This is a genomic window from Streptomyces sp. NPDC002817, from assembly GCF_053592055.1.
In genome coordinates this window covers 81,363-103,111 of the sequence record NZ_JBSFUY010000026.1, presented here as the reverse complement: position 1 = coordinate 103,111, position 21,749 = coordinate 81,363, and the positions used below count along the sequence as shown (strand labels likewise).

General features: G+C 70.6%; 16 protein-coding genes. 3 read left to right on the top strand and 13 right to left on the bottom strand.

Annotated elements, in window-relative coordinates; all coding sequences use genetic code 11:
- Positions 1-14 precede the first annotated feature (14 nt).
- The gene (locus ACWD3I_RS35675; RefSeq protein ID WP_365396304.1) at positions 15-1,544 is read left to right on the top strand and encodes an MFS transporter; all 1,530 of its coding nucleotides are present in this window, start codon (positions 15-17) and stop codon (positions 1,542-1,544) included.
- A gap of 61 nt (positions 1,545-1,605) precedes the next feature.
- On the opposite strand, the gene serA is transcribed toward ACWD3I_RS35675, so the two are convergent.
- From serA to ACWD3I_RS35645, 6 genes are all read right to left on the bottom strand, one after another.
- A complete protein-coding gene (gene serA / locus ACWD3I_RS35670) occupies positions 1,606-3,195 on the bottom strand; it encodes a phosphoglycerate dehydrogenase (protein WP_365396302.1) in 1,590 nt (529 codons plus the stop codon).
- A 234-nt stretch (positions 3,196-3,429) separates the two neighbouring features.
- Positions 3,430-4,428, bottom strand: coding sequence for a ketol-acid reductoisomerase (gene ilvC / locus ACWD3I_RS35665; RefSeq protein ID WP_365396300.1), 999 nt, complete (start codon positions 4,426-4,428; stop codon positions 3,430-3,432).
- Positions 4,429-4,545: 117 nt separating this feature from the next.
- A complete protein-coding gene (ilvN, locus tag ACWD3I_RS35660) occupies positions 4,546-5,070 on the bottom strand; it encodes an acetolactate synthase small subunit (RefSeq protein ID WP_266887700.1) in 525 nt (174 codons plus the stop codon).
- A 21-nt stretch (positions 5,071-5,091) separates the two neighbouring features.
- A complete protein-coding gene (locus tag ACWD3I_RS35655; protein ID WP_365396298.1) occupies positions 5,092-6,942 on the bottom strand; it encodes an acetolactate synthase large subunit in 1,851 nt (616 codons plus the stop codon).
- Positions 6,943-7,177: 235 nt separating this feature from the next.
- The gene (locus tag ACWD3I_RS35650) at positions 7,178-10,171 is read right to left on the bottom strand and encodes a putative bifunctional diguanylate cyclase/phosphodiesterase (protein WP_365396295.1); all 2,994 of its coding nucleotides are present in this window, start codon (positions 10,169-10,171) and stop codon (positions 7,178-7,180) included.
- Between the two features lie 393 nt (positions 10,172-10,564).
- A complete protein-coding gene (locus ACWD3I_RS35645) occupies positions 10,565-11,551 on the bottom strand; it encodes a 2-hydroxyacid dehydrogenase (protein ID WP_365396292.1) in 987 nt (328 codons plus the stop codon).
- A 77-nt stretch (positions 11,552-11,628) separates the two neighbouring features.
- On the opposite strand from ACWD3I_RS35645, the gene ACWD3I_RS35640 reads away from it, so the two are divergent.
- Positions 11,629-12,627, top strand: coding sequence for an aldo/keto reductase (locus ACWD3I_RS35640; RefSeq protein WP_365396289.1), 999 nt, complete (start codon positions 11,629-11,631; stop codon positions 12,625-12,627).
- A gap of 113 nt (positions 12,628-12,740) precedes the next feature.
- Complete coding sequence (locus ACWD3I_RS35635; RefSeq protein ID WP_365396286.1) at positions 12,741-13,907, top strand: PQQ-dependent sugar dehydrogenase; 1,167 nt, start codon at positions 12,741-12,743, stop codon at positions 13,905-13,907.
- A gap of 8 nt (positions 13,908-13,915) precedes the next feature.
- Here the strand turns inward: ACWD3I_RS35635 and ACWD3I_RS35630 are convergent, their stop codons facing one another.
- From ACWD3I_RS35630 to ACWD3I_RS35600, 7 genes are all read right to left on the bottom strand, one after another.
- A complete protein-coding gene (locus ACWD3I_RS35630; RefSeq protein WP_365396283.1) occupies positions 13,916-14,104 on the bottom strand; it encodes a DUF6191 domain-containing protein in 189 nt (62 codons plus the stop codon).
- An 89-nt stretch (positions 14,105-14,193) separates the two neighbouring features.
- Entirely contained in the window at positions 14,194-17,232 is a 3,039-nt protein-coding gene (locus tag ACWD3I_RS35625; protein ID WP_365396394.1) for a helix-turn-helix transcriptional regulator, read from the bottom strand.
- A gap of 137 nt (positions 17,233-17,369) precedes the next feature.
- Positions 17,370-17,555, bottom strand: coding sequence for a hypothetical protein (locus tag ACWD3I_RS35620; protein ID WP_365396280.1), 186 nt, complete (start codon positions 17,553-17,555; stop codon positions 17,370-17,372).
- A gap of 196 nt (positions 17,556-17,751) precedes the next feature.
- Positions 17,752-18,345: a hypothetical protein gene (locus ACWD3I_RS35615; protein WP_365396277.1), complete on the bottom strand. Its 594-nt coding sequence runs from the start codon at positions 18,343-18,345 to the stop codon at positions 17,752-17,754.
- 35 nt (positions 18,346-18,380) lie between these two features.
- The gene (locus ACWD3I_RS35610) at positions 18,381-18,953 is read right to left on the bottom strand and encodes a GNAT family N-acetyltransferase (RefSeq protein WP_365396274.1); all 573 of its coding nucleotides are present in this window, start codon (positions 18,951-18,953) and stop codon (positions 18,381-18,383) included.
- Positions 18,931-21,159 (bottom strand): MMPL family transporter, encoded by a 2,229-nt coding sequence (locus ACWD3I_RS35605; RefSeq protein ID WP_365396271.1) that lies wholly within the window; start codon positions 21,157-21,159, stop codon positions 18,931-18,933. The genes ACWD3I_RS35610 and ACWD3I_RS35605 overlap by 23 nt, the downstream gene beginning before the upstream one ends.
- A 191-nt stretch (positions 21,160-21,350) precedes the next feature.
- Entirely contained in the window at positions 21,351-21,647 is a 297-nt protein-coding gene (locus ACWD3I_RS35600) for a hypothetical protein (protein ID WP_365396268.1), read from the bottom strand.
- Positions 21,648-21,749: the final 102 nt, after the last annotated feature.

Here is a 21,749-nt window from a genome sequence, read left to right as displayed (position 1 = left end):
GTATAGTCGCCGCCATGACGAACCCGACGAGCACTCCCGCCGGCACCCTCGCCGGACGCCGTGAGTGGACCGCCCTCACCGTCCTGATGCTTCCGCTGCTCCTGGTCTCGATGGACGTCTCCGTCCTCTACTTCGCGATCCCGTCGATCAGCGCGGACCTGGAGCCGAGCGGCACCCAGCAGCTGTGGATCTTCGACATCTACGCGTTCGTGCTGGCCGGCCTGCTGATGACGATGGGCTCGCTCGGTGACCGCATCGGCCACCGCAGGCTCCTGGTGATCGGCGCCGCCGCCTTCGGCGCCTCCTCACTGGTGGCGGCGTACGCGAACAGCGCCGAGACCCTGATCGCGGCCCGCGCCGTCCTCGGCATCGGCGGCGCGACCCTGATGCCGTCGACGATGGCCCTGCTGCGCACGATGTTCACCGACCCCGGCCAGCGCGCGAAGGCGATCGGTCTGTGGTCCGGCGTGATGACGGCCGGGATCGCCCTCGGCTCGGTGATGAGCGGGGTGCTGGTCGAGCACTTCTGGTGGGGCTCGGTCTTCCTCGTCAACCTGCCCGCGATGGCCCTGCTGCTGCTCCTCGCCCCGATGCTGCTCCCGGAGTCGAGGAACCCCTCCCCGGGCCGCTTCGACTGGCTGAGCGTCCCGCTGTCGATGGCCGCCGTGCTCCCCGTGGTCTACGGCCTCAAGGAGATCCCCTCGGAGGGCTGGAACGTCCGCTACGTCGTCTCGATCACCGTCGGACTGCTCTTCGCGGCCCTCTTCGTCCACCGCCAGCGCACCACGGCCTCACCGATGATCGACCCGGCCCTGTTCCGCAGCCGCGGCTTCGCGCCGTCCGTCGCCCTGAACCTCGTCTCGACGTTCGGGATCATGGGATCGGCCTACTTCACCACGCAGTACCTCCAGTCGGTGCTCGGCAAGAGCGCGCTGGAGGCGGCCCTGTGGGCACTGCTGCCGTCGGTGCCGATCGGGGCCGCGGCGCCGGTCGCGACCGCCCTGGTCCAGAAGGGCGTGAACCGCGCCTACGTCGTCACCGCGGGCTTCGCGATCTCCGCGGGCGGCTTCGCGCTGCTGTCCCTCGCCGGGACGGACTCGATGTGGCTGGTGCTGGTCTCCTGCGGTGTCCTCGCGGTCGGCGGTGTCACCGTGATGTCCCAGATCATGGACCTCGCCATGGGCACCGCCCCGGTGGAGCGGGCGGGCACGGCGTCCTCGCTGATGGAGACCGGCGCGGAGTTCGGCGGGGCGCTGGGGATGGCGGTGCTCGGCTCGATCGGTACGGCGGTCTACCGCCACGAGATGCCCGCCTCGGCTCCTGATGTGGCCCGGGAGACGCTGGGCGGGGCGCTGTCGGTCGCCGATCAGGTGCCGGGCCTTGCGACCGTGGCCCGGGAGGCGTTCACCAGCGGGATGCAGGGGGCGGCGATCGCGGGGACGGTGCTGCTCGCGGGTGCGGCGGTGCTGGCGGCGGTGACCCTGCGCCGGGTCGAGCTGCGTGAGCCGGAGAAGGCGGCGGAGCCGGAGAAGGTGCTCGCGTAACGGAAAAAGCGCAGGGCGGGCCGAGGATCTCCTCGGCCCGCCCTGTTTTCGTCGTGAAGCGTCAGACCAGGTTCACCGCACGGGCGGACGTCGCCCCGATCTCCGCGGCCACCTCGGTCAGCACGTTCGCCGGCACGGTGTCATCCACCGTCAGCACGGCCAGCGCCTCGCCGCCTGCGACCGAACGGGACACCTGCATACCGGCGATGTTGATACCGGCCTCGCCGAAGACGCGGCCCACGGTGCCGACGACGCCCGGGCGGTCCTCGTACTTGAGGACGACCATGTGGTCGGCAAGGGCGAGGTCGACGTCGTACTCGCCGACGGCGACGATCTTCTGGAGGTGCTTCGGGCCGGCCAGCGTGCCGGAGACCGCGACCTCCTCGCCGTTGCTCAGCGTGCCGCGCACGGTGACGACGTTGCGGTGGTCGGCCGACTCCGAGCTGGTCGTCAGACGCACCTCGACGCCGCGCTCCTGCGCGAACAGCGGGGCGTTGACGTACGACACGGTCTCGTCGACGACGTCCTCGAAGACACCCTTGAGGGCGCTGAGCTCCAGCACCTTCACGTCGTGCTGGGTGATCTCGCCGTAGACCTCGACGTCGAGGCGGACCGCGACCTCACCGGCGAGCGCGGTGAAGATCCGGCCGAGGCGCTCGGCGAGCGGCAGGCCCGGCTTGACGTCCTCGGCGATGACGCCGCCCTGGACGTTGACCGCGTCCGGGACCAGCTCACCGGCGAGCGCGAGGCGCACGGAGCGGGCGACGGCGATGCCGGCCTTCTCCTGGGCCTCGTCGGTGGAGGCGCCGAGGTGCGGGGTGCAGACGACCTCGTCGAGCTCGAAGAGCGGGGAGTCCGTGCAGGGCTCCTTCGCGTACACGTCGAGGCCGGCGCCGGCGACCCGGCCCTCCTTGAGCGCCGAGAACAGCGCGGCCTCGTCGACGATCCCGCCACGCGCGGCGTTGACGATGCGCACGCTGGGCTTGACCTTGTGCAGGGCCTCGTCGCCGATGAGACCGAGGGTCTCGGGGGTCTTCGGCAGGTGCACGGTGATGAAGTCGGCGACCTCGAGCAGCTCGTCGAGGGACAGCACCTTGACGCCCATCTGCGCGGCCCGAGCGGGCTGCACGTAGGGGTCGTAGGCCACGACCTTCATGCCGAAGGCCGACATGCGCTGGGCGACGAGCGCGCCGATGCGGCCGAGGCCGACGACACCGAGGGTCTTCTCCGCCAGCTCGACGCCGGTGTACTTGCTGCGCTTCCACTCGCCGTTCTTCAGCGCGGTGTTGGCCTGCGGGATGTGGCGCGCGGTGGCCAGCAGCAGACCGCAGGCCAGCTCGGCGGCGGTGACGATGTTGGAGGTGGGGGCGTTGACGACCATCACGCCGGCCTTGGTGGCGGCGGAGACGTCGACGTTGTCCAGGCCGACGCCGGCTCGTGCGACGACCTTCAGCTTCTTCGCGGCGGCGATCGCCTCGGCGTCCACCTTGGTGGCGGAGCGGATCAGGATCGCGTCGACCTCGGCGATGGCCGGGAGCAGTTCGGCTCGGTCCGCTCCGTTGCAGTGCCGGATCTCGAAGTCCGGGCCAAGCGCGTCCACAGTCGCGGGCGACAGCTCTTCAGCGATGAGTACGACAGGTTTCGAGCTCACGTGAGTCCTCACAAGTCCAATGCGTGCGGACGGCCGTCCCGACGGCCGCAGGCGGTGGAGGGTGCTAGCCGCGTGGAAGACGCACGACGCTGTGGGCCTGACGCGTATGTAGTACGGCAGTGTAGTGGCGCGGCCAAGAGCGTCTTACGCCTCTACGGAAGGATCACCCGTCCGTGGCCGGACAGGTTGGACAACGGGGCCGGAGCTCTCCGCTCCGGCCCCGCCGTCTGAGGCTTACGCCTCCTCGTCCACCCAGCTCATCAGCTTGCGCAGCTGCTTGCCGGTGGTCTCCAGGAGGTGCTCGGAGTCCTGCTGCTTGTACTCGTTGTACTTCTTCAGACCGCCGTGGTACTCGGCCATCCACTCACGCGCGAAGGTGCCGTCCTGGATCTCGGCGAGGACCTTCTTCATCTCGGCCTTGGTGGCGTCCGTGATGATGCGGGGACCGGTGACGTAGTCGCCCCACTCGGCGGTCTCGGAGACGGACCAGCGCATCTTCTCCAGGCCGCCCTCGTACATGAGGTCGACGATCAGCTTCAGCTCGTGCAGGCACTCGAAGTACGCGATCTCGGGCTGGTAGCCCGCCTCGGTCAGCGTCTCGAAACCGGCCTTGACCAGCGCGGCCGTACCACCGCAGAGAACGGCCTGCTCGCCGAAGAGGTCGGTCTCGGTCTCCTCGGTGAAGGTCGTCTTGATGACGCCCGCGCGAGTGCCACCGATGCCCTTGGCGTACGACAGGGCCAGCGCGAAGGCGTTGCCCGTGGCGTCCTGCTCGACGGCCGCGATACACGGAACGCCGCGACCCTCCTCGTACTGGCGGCGGACGAGGTGGCCCGGGCCCTTCGGGGCGACCATGCAGACGTCGATGCCGGCCGGGGGCTTGATGAAGTCGAAGCGGATGTTCAGACCGTGGCCGAAGAACAGCGCGTCGCCCTCGTTGAGGTTGTCCTTGATGGACTCCTCGTAGACCTGGGCCTGGATCGGGTCCGGCACCAGGATCATGATGACGTCGGCCTCGGCGGCGGCCTCCGACGGCGTCACCACGCGCAGGCCCTGCTCCTCGGCCTTGGCCTTGGACTTGGAGCCCTCGTGGAGACCGACTCGGACGTCGACACCCGAGTCGCGCAGCGACAGCGCGTGGGCGTGGCCCTGGCTGCCGTAACCGATGACCGCGACCTTGCGGCCCTGGATGATGGACAGGTCGGCGTCGGCGTCGTAGAACAGCTCGGCCACTTTGGGTTCTCTCCTTGAGTGCAGGTGTTGCGTCCCACCGTATGACGGCGGGGTGACGTGAAGTTTCGGGGTCTCGCTATACGGGCGGCCGACGACCGCGACCGCCCGTGTCAAGCGTCACGCAGATCGGTCGAGGGCGCGCAGTGAGCGGTCCGTGATCGAACGGGCGCCGCGGCCGATCGCGATCGTGCCGGACTGGACGAGCTCCTTGATGCCGAACGGCTCCAGCATCTTGAGCATGGCCTCCAGCTTGTCGCTGCCGCCGGTGGCCTCGATGGTGACGGCCTCCGGGGAGACGTCGACGGTCTTGGCGCGGAACAGCTGGACGATCTCGACGATCTGCGAGCGCGTCTCGTTGTCGGCGCGCACCTTCACCAGAACGAGTTCACGCTGAACGGCGCTGGCCGGCTCGAGCTCGACGATCTTGAGCACCTCGACGAGCTTGTTGAGCTGCTTGGTGACCTGCTCGAGGGGCAGGGCCTCGACGCTCACCACGATCGTGATGCGGGAGATGTCGGCGTGCTCGGTGACACCGACGGCGAGCGAGTCGATGTTGAAGCCGCGGCGGGAGAAGAGCGCGGCGATGCGGGCGAGGATGCCCGGCTTGTTCTCCACCAGGACGGAGAGCGTGTGCTTGGACATGATCTTTTACGTCTCTCTCGCTCAGTCGTCTTCGTTGTCGCCGAAGTCGGGGCGGACGTCCCGGGCGGCCAGGATCTCGTCGTTGGAGGTGCCGGCGGCGACCATCGGCCACACCATCGCGTCCTCGTGGACGATGAAGTCGACGACGACCGGGCGGTCGTTGATGGAGTTCGCCTCTTCGATGACCTTGTCGAGGTCGGCCGGGGACTCGCAGCGGATCGCGTAGCAGCCCATGGCCTCCGACAGCTTCACGAAGTCGGGGACGCGGGTGCCCCTGGCCTCCGGGTTGACGTCGTCGGGGCCGGAGTGCAGCACGGTGTTGGAGTACCGCTGGTTGTAGAAGAGGGTCTGCCACTGGCGGACCATCCCGAGGGCACCGTTGTTGATGATGGCGACCTTGATCGGGATGTTGTTCAGGGCGCAGGTGGTGAGCTCCTGATTGGTCATCTGGAAGCAGCCGTCGCCGTCGATCGCCCAGACCGCCTGGTCCGGGGCTCCGGCCTTGGCGCCCATCGCGGCCGGGACCGCGTAGCCCATCGTTCCGGCGCCGCCGGAGTTCAGCCAGGTCGCGGGCTTCTCGTACTGGATGTAGTGCGCGGCCCACATCTGGTGCTGGCCGACGCCCGCGGCGAAGATCGTGCCCTCCGGCGCGAGTTGACCGATGCGCTCGATGACCTGCTGCGGAGACAGCGTGCCGTTGGTGGGCTGGTCGTAGCCGAGCGGGTAGGTGTCGCGCCAGCGGTTGAGGTCCTTCCACCAGGCGGTGTAGTCACCCTGGTGGCCCTCGCTGTGCTCCTTCTGCACCGCCTGGACCAGGTCGGCGATGACCTCGCGGGCATCCCCGACGATCGGCACGTCCGCGGCGCGGTTCTTGCCGATCTCGGCCGGGTCGATGTCGGCGTGGACGATCTTGGCGTACGGGGCGAAGCTGTCCAGCTTGCCGGTGACGCGGTCGTCGAAGCGGGCTCCGAGGGCGACGATCAGGTCGGCCTTCTGCAGCGCGGTGACGGCGGTGACCGCACCGTGCATGCCCGGCATTCCCACGTGCAGCGGGTGGCTGTCGGGGAATGCGCCGAGCGCCATCAGTGTGGTGGTGACGGGCGCTCCGGTGAGCTCGGCGAGAACCTTGAGCTCTGCGGTGGCGTGTGCCTTGATGACACCGCCGCCGACGTAGAGGACGGGCCGCTTGGCGTTGGTGATGAGCTTCGCGGCCTCGCGGATCTGCTTGGCGTGCGGCTTGGTGACGGGCCGGTAGCCGGGCAGGTCCATGGTGGGCGGCCAGGAGAACGTGGTCCGTGCCTGGAGGGCGTCCTTGGCGATGTCGACCAGGACCGGGCCGGGGCGGCCGGTGGAGGCGATGTGGAACGCCTGCGCGATCACCCGCGGGATGTCCTCGGCCTTGGTGACGAGGAAGTTGTGCTTGGTGATCGGCATCGTGATGCCGACGATGTCCGCCTCCTGGAAGGCGTCCGTGCCGATCGCCTTGGACGCGACCTGCCCGGTGATCGCCACGAGCGGCACCGAGTCCATGTGCGCGTCCGCGATCGGGGTCACCAGGTTGGTGGCACCGGGTCCGGAGGTCGCCATGCAGACACCGACCTTGCCGGTGGCCTGCGCGTAACCGGTGGCCGCGTGGCCCGCGCCCTGCTCGTGACGGACCAGGACGTGGCGCACCCGCCGGGAGTCCATCAGCGGGTCGTACGCGGGCAGGATCGCACCGCCGGGGATGCCGAATACCGTCTCGGCGCCGACCTCCTCGAGAGAGCGGATGAGGGACTGCGCGCCCGTGACGTGCTCGGGGGCGGACTGCTGTCCTCCGGATCGGGGCCGCGGCTGCGGATGGGCCCCGGTGGCCTGCTCGGTCATCGTCATTCTCTTCTCGATGCTGAGGGTTTTTGCGAGGTTTGTACGGTGTGACGCTTTTTACGCCTGGTGTCTGTGCAACAAAAAACCCCTCGTGCCAGGAGGCAAGCGAGGGGAGCGCGCCGGGTGTGGTCGCTGGGAGTTCCGGGTCGATCCGGACGTCACCAGCTCAGCCGACGCGCTTTCCAAGTACGAGAATTCGGGTGCGCATGGCACTGACCCTCCCCCCGGCGCACACCCAGTGTCAAGCGGGTGGGACGGGAGTCTCATTATGTGAGAGAAGGGCACTTCCGCCTCCGAGAACAGCGGGCACACCACTTGTGTACACCCCCGCGCCGCCCCCCGCGAACGCGGGCTCCGCCGGTCCGTGCGGTACCGGATAATGGCCGGAACCGAGCGCCCGGCGCAGCCGGTACTCGTCCAACGGACCGGAAAACGCCATTCCCTGTCCGTGTGTGCACCCCATCGCCCGCAGCGCCACGACCTGCTCGGGCAGATCCACGCCGTCGGCCACGGACTGCAGACCGAGATCCCCGGCGATCCTGAGCAGCCCACTGGTGATCTTGTGCAGCCGCGCGGACTCCACGACCCCCTCGACCAGACTGCGGTCGAGTTTGAGCACGTCGACGGGGAGTCTGCGCAGTGCCGTGATCGCCGCGTATCCGCTCCCGAAGCCGTCCAGGGCGATCCGGACACCGAGCCTGCGCAGGGCGCCGAGACGGCGTTCCAGCTCGTCGAGGGAGACCCGGGGGTCGGTTTCGGACAGCTCGATCACCAGGGATCCGGACGGCAGCCCGTGCCGGGTCAGCAGGGCCTCGATCGAGCCGAGCGGCAGGGAGCGGTCCAGCAGCCGGCGGGCGTTCATCCGCACGGCCACCGGCATGGTCAGCCCGGTCGCGGCGCGCTCGGCGGCCTGCTCGACGGCCTCCTCCAGCATCCAGCGGCCCAGCTCGGCGGTCTTGTCACTGTCCTCGGCGACCCTGAGGAACTCGGCCGGCGTGAAGAGCACCCCCTGCGAGGAGCGCCAGCGCGCCTGGGCGGCGACCGATGTGATCCGGCCGTCCTCCAGGCAGACCACGGGCTGGTGCAGCAGCGCGAACTCACCGTCGTGCAGCGCGGCGCGCAGGCGCGTGGCCAGCTCCGCCTTGCGTACGACGTCCTGCTGCATCTGGGGCGCGTACAGCTCGACGCGTCCCTTTCCGGCCGACTTGGCGCGGTACATGGCCAGGTCGGCGTTGCGCAGGATCTCGCCCGCGCCGAGGCCGGGCTCCGAGAACGCGACGCCGATGGAGGCGGCGACGCGGACATCGTTGCCGTCGATGAGGTAGGGCTGCGAGAGCGTGATCCTGAGGCGGTCGGCGAGCTCCAGGATGTGCCGTTCACGGGCGCTGCGGTCACGGGTGCCGTCCCCGACGATCAGGGCCGCGAACTCGTCGCCGCCGAGCCTGGACGCGGTGTCGCCGTGCCGGACCGCGTCCTGGAGTCTGCGGGCGGCCTGGACGAGCAGCTCGTCCCCGGCCTGGTGCCCGATCGTGTCGTTGACGGCCTTGAAGCCGTCGAGGTCGATGAAGAGGACGGCGGTGCCGCGGTCGGAGGCGCGGCGGCCGGAGAGCGCGTGCTGGACACGCTTGGTGAACAGGGCGCGGTTGGGCAGGTCGGTGAGCGGGTCGTGCTCGGCGTTGTGCTGGAGCTGCGCCTGCAGGCGCACTCTTTCGGTCACGTCCCGGCTGTTGAAGATGAGGCCGCCGTGGTGGCGGTTGACGGTGGACTCGACATTGAGCCAGCCTCCGTCGCCGGACCGGAAACGGCACTCGATGCGCGTAGTGGGTTCGTCGAGAGGGTTGGCGGCGAGGAATCGGCGCACTTCGTGCACCACGCAGCCCAGATCCTCCGGGTGGATGAGATTGGCCAGTTCGGTGCCCACGAGGTCCTCCGCGGGACAGCCGTAGACACCGGCGGCGGCCGGGGAGACGTATCGCAGGATCCCGTTGGGCGCGGCGATCATGATGACGTCGCTGGAGCCCTGCACCAGGGAGCGGAAGTGGTTCTCCTTCTGCGCCAGTTCCTGGGTGAGGGTGATGTTGTCGAGCAGCATGATGCCCTGGCGCACCACGAGGGCGAGCACGACGGTGCCGCCGGTGAGGAGCACCACGCGGTCGACGCTGTGGCCGTTGAGGACGTTGTAGAGGATGCCCAGCGTGCAGACGGCGGCGGCGAGATACGGCGTGAGCGCGGACAGGGAGCCGACGATGGGTCCCGCGGCCGGATACCGGCTGAGATCACCTCCCTGCGGGGGTGCGTGGTGGTGGATGCCGCCGCGCTGTCCCGGCAGATGCTCGTGGACCACGCGCGTGTGCCCCGCGCCGTCCTGCCCTTCGGTGCCCGGCTGCCCCTGGCGAGGTGCGGCCCAGGGAGCGTAGGCGAGCAGGAGCGAGCCCGCGAACCATCCCGCGTCCAGCAACTGGCCGGAGCGGTAGGCGTTCTGGACCAGCGGCGAGGTGAACAGGGCGTCGCACATGACGGTCAGGGCGAGTGCGCCGATCGCGGTGTTCACCGCCGTACGGTTCATCGCCGAGCGCCGGAAGTGCAGCGCGAGCACCATGCTGACCAGGGCGATGTCCAGCAGCGGGTAGGCGAGCGACAGCGCGGTCTGCGACACGCTCGACCCGTCGGACCGCGCCGCCTGGGCGAGGGCCAGGCTCCACGAGAGCGTGAGCAGCGAGCCGCCGATCAGCCAGGCGTCCAGACCGAGGCAGACCCAACCGGCCTTCGTCACCGGCCGCTTGGCGAGGACCAGCAGGCCCACGATGGCGGGCGGCGCGAAGCACAGGAAGAATCCGTCGGCGTAACTGGGCGTGGGTACGGGCCGTTGCAGAACGACCTCGTACCACCCCCAGACCAGGTTGCCCAGGGACGCCATGGCCGAGGAGAGGGCGAACAGTATCCAGGCGAGCCGAAAGCGGACGCGCCGGTTACGGGCGTAGAGGAAGCAGGAGACGGCGGCGATGCCCGCCGCGGCGCTCAGCCCGAAGTCGCCCATGATCAGCGCGACTTCCTGGGAGCCCCAGCCGAGCGCGGAACCGACGGCGTATCCCGCGCACACCAGGGCCAGTACGAGTTGGTGGACCAGGCTGGTCCGGCTGCCGGAGGCCGGCGGCCGGGGTGGCAGCACCCCTGGCGAAGGCTGTGCCCGCAGCGCTCCGTTGAGGGTGGTCGTGGGAGGCGGCGGCGAACTCACCGGGCCCTCCTGGTCTGCGCCGCTCCAGGGTCCCGGGAGTCCGGGGTCGCTGGATGCGCATGCCTCCTGCGGCTGTTGTGCCTGCGGTGGTGATGGCTGTGACGGCAGTTGTGGCTGCCGTGGTGACCGCGTCTGCGCGCGGCCGTGTGCCAGGGTCGCCGTCGGCGGCTTCGCCGCGTCGGATCGTTCGTCCATAGGCCGTGCATCGCCCGTCGCCCCCCTCACAGTCTGCAATGTCCATCCCCGGCGCCGAACGGTGCGCGGCGCAGCCCCTGTCGGGACGATACACCAGTCTCGTCACTCAGGGACATAGTTCCTCTACGCTCCGTGACGATCAGCGGGGATGCGAGCACGGACCGCGTCCGGAAGGTTGCGGAGGGTACCGGAAACGGATTACGCGCTTGTTGCTCCGCGGATCTCAGCGCTTGTGGGGCCCGTCGTAAGGATCACGTTGCGCAGCGGCTCCTGGTTCACGAAACGCCCCAACTGGTCCACCAACAGCCGCTTGGCGCGCGGCAGGAACGCGGACGTCGGTCCGCCCACATGGGGACTGATGAGCACGCCGGGCGCCTGCCACAACGGGTGCCCCACGGGCAGCGGTTCGGGGTCGACGACGTCCAGGGCCGCGGTGATCCGACCGCTCTCGAGTTCGGCGAGCAGGGCCTTGGTGTTGACGACGCCACCGCGCGCGACGTTCACCAGGAGGGCGCCGTCCTTCATCCGGGCCAGGAACTCGGAGTTCACCAGACCTCGGGTGGTGTCGTTCAGCGGCGTGGAGAGGATGACGACGTCCGCCTCCGGTAGCAGGGCGGGAAGTTCGGTGAGGGGGTGCACCGGTCCGCGCTCCGTGGTGCGCGCGGAGCGCGCGACGCGCGCCACCCGCGCGACCTCGAACGGTACGAGCCGGTCCTCGATGGCGGCGCCGATGGAGCCGTAGCCGACGATGAGCACCGACTTGTCGGCGAGCGCCGGGTGGAAGTCGCCCTGCCAGCGCTCCTGTTGCTGGGCGCGGACGAAGCCGGGGATGCCGCGCAGCGAGGCCAGTGTGAGGGTCAGGACGAGCTCGGCGGTGCTCGCCTCGTGCACACCGCGCGCGTTGCACAGATCCACACCGGGCACGATGTCGTCCAGTTGCGCCAGGACGTCGTCGACGCCTGCCGTGAGCGTCTGGACGAGCCGCAGGTTGCGCATCTCCTTCAGCGGGCGGACCTTCACGGACTGCCGCTTCATGTACGGCACGACGTACACGACGCAGTCGGCCGGGTCCCCGGGGAACTCCTGCCTGCCGTCCTCACCCCCGTCCCAGAAAAGGTAGTCGGGCCCTTGGGGGAGCCCCGCGATCTCTTCCGGCGGGATGGGGAGCCACACGTCAGCGGTCATGGTCAGAGGCTATGTCAGGTGCGTGAGGGCGCAGAGGTTAGGTTGTGGGGTGCCGGAAGAGGGAGGGTCACGAGCAGGTGGAGCGCAGGACGATCGGGGCGGCGGCGCTCGCGGTGGGGGATGTCGGACTCGGTTGCATGCCGATGAGCTGGGCCTACAGCGGGTCGCGACAGCGGGGCGAGGAGTCGTTCAGGGCCGTGCACCGGGCGCTGGACCTGGGCTCGACGCTGCTGGACACGGCCGACATGTACGGCCCGTTCACCAACGAGCTGTTGGTGGGGCGGGTGTTGAAGGAGCGGCGCGGGGACGCCTTCGTGTCGACGAAGGTGGGGCTGCTGGTCGGCGAGCAGCACATCGTGGCCAACGGCCGGCCCGGTTATGTGAAGCGGGCGTGCGACGCGTCGCTGCGGCGGCTGCAGACGGACGTGATCGACCTGTACCAGCTGCATCGGGCGGACCCCGAGGTCCCGGTCGAGGAGACCTGGGGCGCGATGGCGGAGCTGGTCCGGGCCGGGAAGGTGCGGTCGCTGGGGCTGTGCGCGGTGGGCGCGCGCGGCGGCCGTCGGTCCGGGGCCCGTCTCCACGACGCGACGATCCGCCAGCTGCACCGCGTCCAGCAGGTCTTCCCGGTGAGCGCGGTGGAGGCGGAGCTGTCGGTGTGGTCGCCGGAGGCCCTGGAGTCGCTGCTGCCGTGGTGCGAGGCCCGCGGGGTCGGCTTCCTGGCGGCGATGCCGCTGGGCAACGGCTTCCTCACCGGCACCCTGACCCCTGGCGAGGGCTTCGAACCGGACGACGTCCGCGCCCGCCACCCCCGCTTCACGGCGGAGATGATGGCCGCCAACCAGCCGATCGTCGTCGGCCTGCGCCGCATCGCCGCACGCCACGGCGACCACGTCACACCCGCCCAGGTGGCCTTGGCGTGGGTGCTGTCCCGGGGCCGCCACGTGGTGCCGGTCCCGGGCGCCAAGCAGGAGCGCTGGGTGACGGACAACGCGGCGGCGGCGGAGCTGCGGCTCTCCGCGCAGGACCTGGCGGAGGTGGCGGCACTGCCGGGGGCACGGGGATCCTGGGACTGACGGGATCCTGCGGCTGAGAGGCCCGTCGCGGTTCGGGTCCCGGAGATCGGGAACCTGTGAGGCCCGAGCGGTGTAAGAACAGTAGAAGCCACCGCGTCGAAGGGACCCAGATCGTGCAACGACGAGCAGTGTCGGCCGTGTTGGCCGCAACCGCGCTCCTGGTGACGGCCGGATGTTCCTCGGACGACGACGGCGGCGGGGCGGCGGGCGGTGGTACGACACCGGGCAGCAGTACGACGTCGGCGGCCTCCCCCACCCAGCAGGCCGCCGAGGAGACACCTCCCGCGAAGGGTTCGGTGAAGGTGCTCCGCACGGCCGCCACCGGGCTGGACACCCCCTGGGGCCTGGCCCCGCTGCCCGAGGGCGATCTGCTGGTCTCCTCCCGGGACAAGGCGACGATCACCCGGGTCGACGGGGAGACCGGCAAGAAGACCGAGCTGGGCGAGGTGCCGGGGGTCTCCCCCGCCGGTGAGGGCGGGCTCATGGGCCTCGCGCTGTCACCGGACTACGCCTCGGACCACATGGTCTACGCCTACTTCACCTCGGCCTCGGACAACCGCATCGTCCGCATGCTGTACGAGGAGGGGAAGCCGTCCGGCGAGCAGCTGGGCGCACCGGACACCGTCTTCAGGGGCATCCCCAAGGGCTATATCCACAATGGCGGCCGGATCGCCTTCGGCCCGGACAAGATGCTGTACGCGGGCACGGGCGAGAGTGGCAACACCGGTCTGTCCCAGGACAAGAGGTCCCTGGGCGGCAAGATCCTGCGGCTGACACCGGAGGGTGAGCCGGCCCCGGGCAACCCGTTCCCCGACTCCCCGGTGTACTCGTTCGGCCACCGCAATGTGCAGGGCCTGGCCTGGGACTCCAAGCAGCGTCTGTTCGCCTCGGAGTTCGGCCAGGACACCTGGGACGAGCTGAACGCGATCGAGCCGGGTGGCAACTACGGCTGGCCGGAGGCCGAGGGCAAGTCCGACGACGGCGACTTCCGCAACCCGATGGCCCAGTGGGCCACGGATGACGCCTCCCCCAGCGGTATCGCCTACGCCGAGGGCTCGATATGGATGGCGGGGCTGAAGGGCCAGCGCCTGTGGCGCGTCCCGCTGAAGGGCACGGATGCCTCGGCAGACCCGCAGGCGTTCCTGGAGAGTGAGTACGGCCGGCTGCGCACGGTGGTGTCGGCGGGCGGCGACAAGCTGTGGCTGGTCACCAGCAACACGGACGGGAGGGGCGACCCGAAGGAGGGGGACGACCGGATCCTCGAGGTACAGGTGAGCTGACCGGGCCGTCAGTCCTGGGGGGACCCGTCCTCGTCCGGCGTCGGCCGCCGTACGACGACCTTGCCGGACGCGAGGTCTATCGGCCCTCGTCCGGGGTCGTTGTCACCGATGTCCTCCCGCGTCAGTGCCAGCCGGTTCTCTTCGTCCTGGGTGTGTTTTCGACCGGGTGCGAACAGTTCCTCGAAGGCGTTGAACACGGGACCTCCCTGGGCCGACGTCCTTTACAGCGTAAGCCTGACGCCGTTCGTCCGAATGGTGAGCCTGTGTCCCCGCTTCCTCCGGGGCCTCATCCCGCCGTCCGGCCGGTGAGCGGTTCCGCCGGGAACAGCCCCAGCCGGTGTGCCACGGCCGCGGCCTCGCCCCGGCCCGAGACGCCGAGCTTGGCCAGGATGTTCGAGACATGGACGCTGGCCGTCTTCGGGGAGATGAACAGCTCCTCGGCTATCTGGCGGTTGCTGCGGCCGGCGGAGACCAGGCGCAGGACGTCGCGCTCCCGGCCGGTGAGGCCGAGGGAATCGGCCGAGGGGGCCTGGGACCGCTTCGGGGCGCGGGTCATGGGGAGGCGGGCGCGCTGGGCGAGCTGGGTGACGGCGTCGGTGAGGGGACGGGCACCGAGGTGGCGGGCGACGGCGTGGGCGAGTCGGAGCAGTTCCGTGGCGCGGTCGCGTTCGTCCTCGCCGCCGGTGGTCAGGAGTGCCTCGGCGAGGCGGTGGCGGACGCGAGCGAGGTCGTAGGGGCGGTCCAGGCGCTCGAAGGCGGTGGTCACCTCCGCCCAGTCGTCGGGGTCGCTCGTGCCCTCGGCGCGCAGGAGCTCCGCGCGGACCCAGCGTTCGTAGGCCTGCCAGACGGGGACGTTGGTGGCCAGGGGCCTGGCGGCCGTGCGGATGCGTTCGAGGAGTTCGGTGCGGCCGGGGTCGGCGGCGGGCAGGCCGAGGGCGTCGGCCTCCATGGCGGCGGCGGTCCGGAGGAGGGGCCAGGCATAGCGCTGGGTGTCGGGCGGGAAGCCCGTGTCCATGGCGCGTTCGAGTTCGGCGCGGGCGTCCAGGAGGCGGCCCTCGCCGGCGGCGACGCCGATGGTGATGCGGGCGAGGGGGATCTCGTTCTGGGGCGGCCGGTCGTGGCTGCCGAAGTGGCCTCGGGACGCGGCCAGTTGGTGGCCGGCCTCGGCCAGGTCTCCTCGGGCGAGGGCGAGTTCGGCGCGCAGGAGGGCATGGAAGCCGCGGGGCTTGGCGCTCTGGCCGACGCGCCCGGCATTGACGGAGGCCTCGGCGGCCTCGTCCCAGCGGCCCAGGCTGCAGAGGGATTCGGCGAGGTTGCCCCAGGCCCAGGCCTCGCTGTCCGGGAGGCCGAACCGCCGGGTGTAGGCGAGCCCTTCCTCCAGGATGGGCACGGCGTCGGCGGAGCGCCCGACGGCTTCGAGGGCGTCCGGCAGGTTCACATAGACGCGGGCCGCGATCGCGGAGAGACCGTGCTCGACCGTCTCCCGCTTGACCTCCAGCATCTCGCCGAGTCCCGTCTCGATGTCACCGGCGTGGACCTTGAGGCTGCCGAGGGTGAGCCGGGCGTTCATCTCGATCTCGCGGACGCCGAGCATGCGCGCGTACTCCACGGCGCGCTCGGCGGCGGAGAAGGCGTCGGGGCCGGGGACGTGCACCATGGACCAGTTGGCGACGCTGGCGAGGACCTCGGCGTGCACCTCGGAGGGCGGCAGGCCGCGTACCAGCTCCTGGGCGGTGGCCAGTTCCTGCCAGCCGTCGCCCCGGGACAGCGCCGAGATCAGCCGGGAGCGCTGTACCCAGAACCAGGCGCTGCGCAGCGGATCGCCCTCCTCCTCCAGGAGGTGCAGCGCTCGCTTGGTGATCTTCAGGGCGCGTTCCCGTTCCCCGCAGAGCCGGCCGGCCACGGCCGCCTCGGCCATCAGGTCGAGGTAGCGCAGCGGGGTGGTGGCCGGGTCGCAGCCGCAGGCGGGGTAGACCTCGGCGTAGTCGACGGGGCGCAGGGCGGCCCGTACGTCCTCGGGGGCGGTGTCCCAGAGCTCCATCGCGCGTTCCAGGAGCCGCAGTTGTTCGGAGTAGGCGTGCCTGCGGCGGGCGGTGACGGAGGCGTCCAGGACGGCGGGCAGGGCCTTGGCCGCGTCGTGGGCGTGGTACCAGTAGCTGGCCAGACGCATGACGCGGCCGTCGGCCGGCACGAGCGCCGGGTCGGCCTCCAGGGCCTCGGCGTAGCGGCGGTTGAGGCGGGAGCGCTCGCCGGGCAGCAGGTCGTCGCTGACGGCCTCGCGGACCAGGGAGTGGCGGAAGCGGTAGCCGTCGCCGTCGGGTGCGGCGCTGAGGATGTTGGCGTTCACGGCGGCCCGCAGCGCCTCGATGAGGTCGTCCTCGGCGAGGCCGGCAACGGCGGCGAGCAGCCGGTACTCGACGGTGGAGCCGCCCTCGGCGACGACCCGGGCGACCCGCTGGGTGCTCTCGGGCAGTCCCTCGACGCGGACCAGGAGCAGGTCGCGCAGTGAGTCGGTGAGGCCGGCACAGCAGCCCTCGTGGGCGGCTACGGCGAGTTCCTCGACGAAGAAGGCGTTGCCGTCGGAGCGTTCGAAGATGTCGTCGACGGTGGCCGGGTCGGGTTCGGAGGCGAGGATGCCGGCGATCTGGCGGCCGACCTCGGTGCGGTTGAAGCGGCCGAGTTCGAGGCGGCGGACGGTGCGCAGCCGGTCGAGTTCGGCGAGCAGGGGGCGCAGCGGGTGGCGGCGGTGGATGTCGTCGGCGCGGTAGGTGGCGAGGACGACGAGGCGGCCGGTGCGCAGGGTGCGGAAGAGGTAGGCGAGGAGGTGGCGGGTGGAGGCGTCGGCCCAGTGCAGGTCTTCGAGGGCGACGACGACCGTGCGGTCGGCGGCGACGCGCTCCAGTACGCGGGCGGTGAGTTCGAAGAGGCGGGCCATGCTCTGCTCGTCGTGGCGTCCCGAGGGCGCCTCGCCCAGTTCGGGCAGGAGCCGGGCCAGTTCGTCCTCCTGTCCCGCGGCCGCGACGGTCATCTCGTCGGGCAGTTCGCGGCGCAGGGCGCGCAGCGCGGTGGAGAACGGGGCGAAGGGCAGCCCGTCGGCGCCGATCTCGACGCAGCCGCCGAGCGCGACGACCGCGCCCTGTCCGCCGGCCGCGGTGGCGAACTCCTCGACGAGACGGGTCTTGCCGACGCCGGCCTCGCCGCCGATCAGCAACGCCTGCGGCTCGCCCGCGGCGGCACGGGCGAGCGCCTCGTTCAAGTTGGTCAGCTCATCGGCGCGACCTACGAACACGGGACTGACGGACCTGGTCTCCACGGGCCCGAGCATCGCACGGGGGTCCGACAGCGCGGCACCGGTTTTCGCGGGGAGCGTGCCCGCCTGCCCCGTCCCGGGATCCACTGCCACCCCCGCGTTCAGGGGGACGGCCGCCTCGGTCGGCGGGCGGCCGTCCCCCTCCCCCGTGGTCACGCGGCGCGCAGGAAGCGGAGCCGGCGGCTGCGCCCGGTATGCACCTCGCCCTCGGTGTCGTGGCCGGCTGCCTCGCGGCGGGCGGCGCGGCGGCTGCGGACCGCCTCGCGGGCCAGACGCTCCTGCTGGGCCTGACGGAGCAGGTCGGCGGAACGAAGCTGGGAGAGCTCGTACTCGTACATGGTGTCCCCTTGGGAGAGTCGGTTTCGTGCTTCGCTTTCTGCGATGCCTTTACCTTCGTCTCCAAGGCGGGTCCGCCACATCGGGAGAGTTCCGCATCTTCGGCCACCGTGGGGGCCTTAGACATGCCTAAGGGGCCTCAGGCGCCGCGTAAGGTGCTTACGGTCGGCCTAAGACCCCTTGGTGACCTGCGGTGATTCAGCTCGTGGACGGCAGTCCGAGCAGGACGTCGGTGTACTTGAGGACGGCCAGGAGCAGGCCGATGACCCCGAGCGAGACGCCCGCCCAGCCGACCGACTTGATCCACGGGGCCTGCGGCTTGCCGGGCGCCCCGAAGGCGGGCCGGGCCAGCACGAAGACGCCCACGATCAGCGCGGCCAGCGCGAAGAAGCCGGCCCACAGAGCGGAGGTCTGCCAGGCGTCGCCGTAGATCTCCTTGACCTGCGTGGCGACGGTCGCGGTCGACGCCGTCTCCAGCTGACCCACAAGGGTCTCGCGGGCGGCGGCGACCGTACCGATCCAGCCACCGGTGAGGGAGACAAGACCGAGCCCGGCGGACACGACGGCGGCCGCACCCTGGCCGACGCCGGACGGGCCCTCCTTCTCGTCCTCGCCGAGGCCCTCGAGGACCTCGGCCTCGTCGCCGTCCTCGGCGTCGTCGGCCTCGACCTCGGCCTCGGTCACCTCGTCGGCGCCCACGGCGTCGCTCTTCGTGACGTCCACCTTCTCCTCGTCGGTCCTGGCCTCGGGGCCCGTCTCGGCCCCGGTCTCGTCAACAGTCTTGGTTCCCATACCTCGCACCGTACGGACGCAGTCTGAGAGGTCTCTTAATGATCCCTGTGAGCGGCACGCGCGCGTGCCTCACGCCACTCGGGCGCCAGCACCGACCAAACCTCGAGATCGTGCCGCGTCCCACCATAGAGGTGTGCCTGACGGTGGACGCCGTCGCGGGTCATCCCCAGCCGCCGGGCGACGTTGAGGCTGTTGGTGTTGCCGGCGGCGGCGATCCATTCGACGCGGTGGATGCCGCGCTCCTCGATCACCCAGTCGATGAGCACCCGCATCGCCCGGGTGATCAGCCCGCGCCCGGTGGCGGCGGGCTCCAGCCAGCAGCCGACCTCGGCGTTGCCCTGAGCGGCATCGAAGTTGAGGGTGAGCACTCCGCCCACGAGCTTTCCGTCCAGCCAGATGCCGTGGTAGCCGCCGGTGTCGTCGGCGCGCATCCGGGCGTAGCGCTGGAGCGTCTCGCGCGCGGACTCCACGTCCACCGCCTTGGAGCCGAAGGGGATGAACTCCCCGATGAACTCCCTGCCGCGGTCCAGGTTCGCCAGGAACTCCTCCGCGTGCCACGGCTCCAGCGGACGCAGTTCGGCGCCGTCACCCAGCGATATCGCGTACATCGATGTCCCGCTCCTTCTCCAGCTCCGCCACAACGCGATCCACCCTCGCATGGGCGGCCCGGCACTCGGGCGCCTCGATGCTGATCCGCGGCATCCGGCGGTCCAGCCAGCCCGGCAGCCACCAGTTGGCGCCGCCGAGCAGGTGCATGAGGGCGGGGACGAGCAGCGTGCGCAGGACGAAGGCGTCGAGGGCGACGGCGGCGGCGAGGGCGATGCCGAACATGGCGATCACGCGGTCGCCGCTGAGGACGAAGGCGAGGAAGACCGAGATCATGATGACCGCGGCGGAGTTGATCACCCGGCTGGTCTCGGCGAGCCCGACGCGGACGGCCCGCCGGTTGTCGCCGGTCTCCAGCCACTCCTCGTACATCCGGCTGACCAGGAAGACCTGGTAGTCCATGGAGAGCCCGAAGAGCACGGACACCATGATCACCGGCAGGAAGGGCTCGATCGGTCCCGCCCGGCCGAGGCCCAGGAACTCGCTCCCCCAGCCCCACTGGAAGATCGCGACGACGATCCCGAAGGAGGCGGCGACCGCGGCGACGTTCATCGCGGCGGCCTTCAGCGGGATGCCGACGGACCGGAAGGCGAGCAGGAGCAGCAGACAGCCCAGGCCGATGACGACGCCGACGAACAGGGGCAGCTTGCCGACGATCACGTCGGCGAAGTCGTCGTACGAGGCCGTGACACCGCCGACCTGGATGTCGAGCGAGGTGCCGGTCTCTGCGCGCGGCAGCACCTCGGTGCGCAGCCGGTCGACGAGGTCGCTGGTCTTCTGGGACTGCGGGGACGACTCCGGGACGATCGTGAAGTACCCGGTGCCCCCGCCCGCGTCGTAGGTCACCGGCGTAGCCGAGGCGACGCCCTCGGTGGTGCGGATGGTGGCGTCGAGGTTGTCGAGGAGGAGCTTGTCCTCGGCGCCGTCGATGTGGGTCACCAGGGTCAGCGGGCCGTTGACGCCGGGGCCGAAGCCGGTGGCGAGCAGGTCGTAGGCCTGGCGGGTGGTGGACGCCTGCGGGTTGTTGCCCTGGTCGGAGGTGCCGAGGTGCAGCCCCAGCGTGGGCAGGGCCAGGACGGTCATGACGGCCAGCGCGATCGCGCCGAGCAGCTTGGGATGGCGTTCCACGAACGCCGACCAGCGCGCGGCGAGCCCGGTCGGCAGCTCGGGCTGGGGTCCGTGCTCGTCCAGGTGCCGTCGCTCGCGCCGGCTCAGGGCGCGCATGCCGATGAAGGAGAGCAGGGCGGGCAGCAGGGTGACGGAGGCCGCGACGGTGAGGACGACGGTGAGCGAGGCGGCTATCGCGACGCCGTTGAGGAAGCTCAGCCGGAGGATCAGCATGCCCAGCAGGGCGATGCAAACCGTGGCACCCGCGAAGACGACGGCCCGTCCGGTGGTGGCGACCGCGTTGGATATGGACTCGGCGACACCCAGCCCGCGTTTCAGTCCGCGCCGGTGCCGGGTCACGATGAACAGGGCGTAGTCGATGCCGACGCCGAGCCCGATCAGCATGCCGAGCATGGGCGCGAAGTCGGCGACGGTCATGGCGTGCCCGAGCAGCACGATCCCGGCGTACGCCGTGCCGACGCTCACCAGCGCGGTGGCGATGGGCAGCAGCGAGGCGGCGAGCGAGCCGAAGGCGAGGAACAGCACGACCGCGGCGACGAGTACGCCGACGGCCTCGGCGAGATGTCCGCCCGAGGACTCGGTGAGTGCGATGGCGCTGCCGCCCAGCTCCACCTGGAGCCCGTCGCCGCCGGCCTCCTTGGCGGTGTCGACGACGGCCTGCGCCTGGCCCTTGTCGATGTCCTCGGCCCGGTCGTCGAAGGTGACCGTGGCGTACGCGGTACGGCCGTTCTCGCTGATCTGGGCGGCGCCCTGCTCGTCGTACGGACTGACGACGGTGGCCACTCCGGGCAGCTCGGCGATCTCGTCGAGGGTCCGGGTCATGGTCTGCTCGACGGCGGAGGCACGGACCGTGCCGGACGTGGTGTGCCAGACGACGGTGTCGCTGTCACCGCCGAGCTCCGGGAAGCCTTCCCGCAGCAGCTGGGTGGCGCGGCCCGACTCGGTGCCGGGGACCTCGTAGTCGTTCGAGTACGCCGAGCCGGTGGCCACTGCGGCCGCGGTCACCCCGCCGAAGGCGAGGAGCCACAGCAGAACGGCGACGAGGCGGCGCTGGACACACCAGCGTGCGAGGGCTGCCACGAAACGTGCTCCCGGGTGGATTTATGGATCTTTGACCGGGAACAGTCGCCCAAAAGATGAACGGCCCGCAAAGAACGCATGAGCAATGCGGAGACCACTCTTGCAGTCAGAAATGATCGTTTACCGCATTCGTGCGTTTATTCACAGGAGTGGGAGACAGATCACAGGACAGTAACGTCCTCACTGTCACCTCAGTCGAACTGGTCGCCCAGCGCCATCACCATCACACCGACGATCAGTAGCCACAGCGCCCTGCGGGTGCGCCCCCGGGAGCCGAGCACCGACGCGAGTGCGCAGACCGCGGCCCCGCCGGCGTAGGCGGCCGGGACGAGCGTCGGGCCGGATCCCGTGAGGCGGAGCGCCGAGGCCGCCATGCCCGCGAGCGTCAGCACCGCCCCGGTGGCCAGGGCCGTCCAGCGGGCCCGCCGCGCGTCCTCGGCCGGGTCCGCGTACTCCTCCGGTATCTCGGAATCACCGCGTCCGTTCATGGCGGGCGAGCGTAGCGCGTCACCCTGGGAAACCAGGTGCCGGACAGCCTCGCCCCCTGCTACGGTCCCGCCGTCCGCCGTCTCCGGCTTCCCGCCGCCGAC

Coding starts and splice junctions, on each gene's coding strand:
- ACWD3I_RS35675 (WP_365396304.1), top strand. CDS start 15: ATGACGAACCCGACGAGCACTCCCGCCGGCACCCTCGCCGGACGCCGT.
- ilvN (WP_266887700.1), bottom strand. CDS start 5,070: ATGTCCAAGCACACGCTCTCCGTCCTGGTGGAGAACAAGCCGGGCATC.
- ACWD3I_RS35655 (WP_365396298.1), bottom strand. CDS start 6,942: ATGACGATGACCGAGCAGGCCACCGGGGCCCATCCGCAGCCGCGGCCC.
- ACWD3I_RS35645 (WP_365396292.1), bottom strand. CDS start 11,551: ATGACCGCTGACGTGTGGCTCCCCATCCCGCCGGAAGAGATCGCGGGG.
- ACWD3I_RS35625 (WP_365396394.1), bottom strand. CDS start 17,232: ATGCTCGGGCCCGTGGAGACCAGGTCCGTCAGTCCCGTGTTCGTAGGT.
- ACWD3I_RS35620 (WP_365396280.1), bottom strand. CDS start 17,555: ATGTACGAGTACGAGCTCTCCCAGCTTCGTTCCGCCGACCTGCTCCGT.
- ACWD3I_RS35615 (WP_365396277.1), bottom strand. CDS start 18,345: ATGGGAACCAAGACTGTTGACGAGACCGGGGCCGAGACGGGCCCCGAG.
- ACWD3I_RS35610 (WP_365396274.1), bottom strand. CDS start 18,953: ATGTACGCGATATCGCTGGGTGACGGCGCCGAACTGCGTCCGCTGGAG.
- ACWD3I_RS35600 (WP_365396268.1), bottom strand. CDS start 21,647: ATGAACGGACGCGGTGATTCCGAGATACCGGAGGAGTACGCGGACCCG.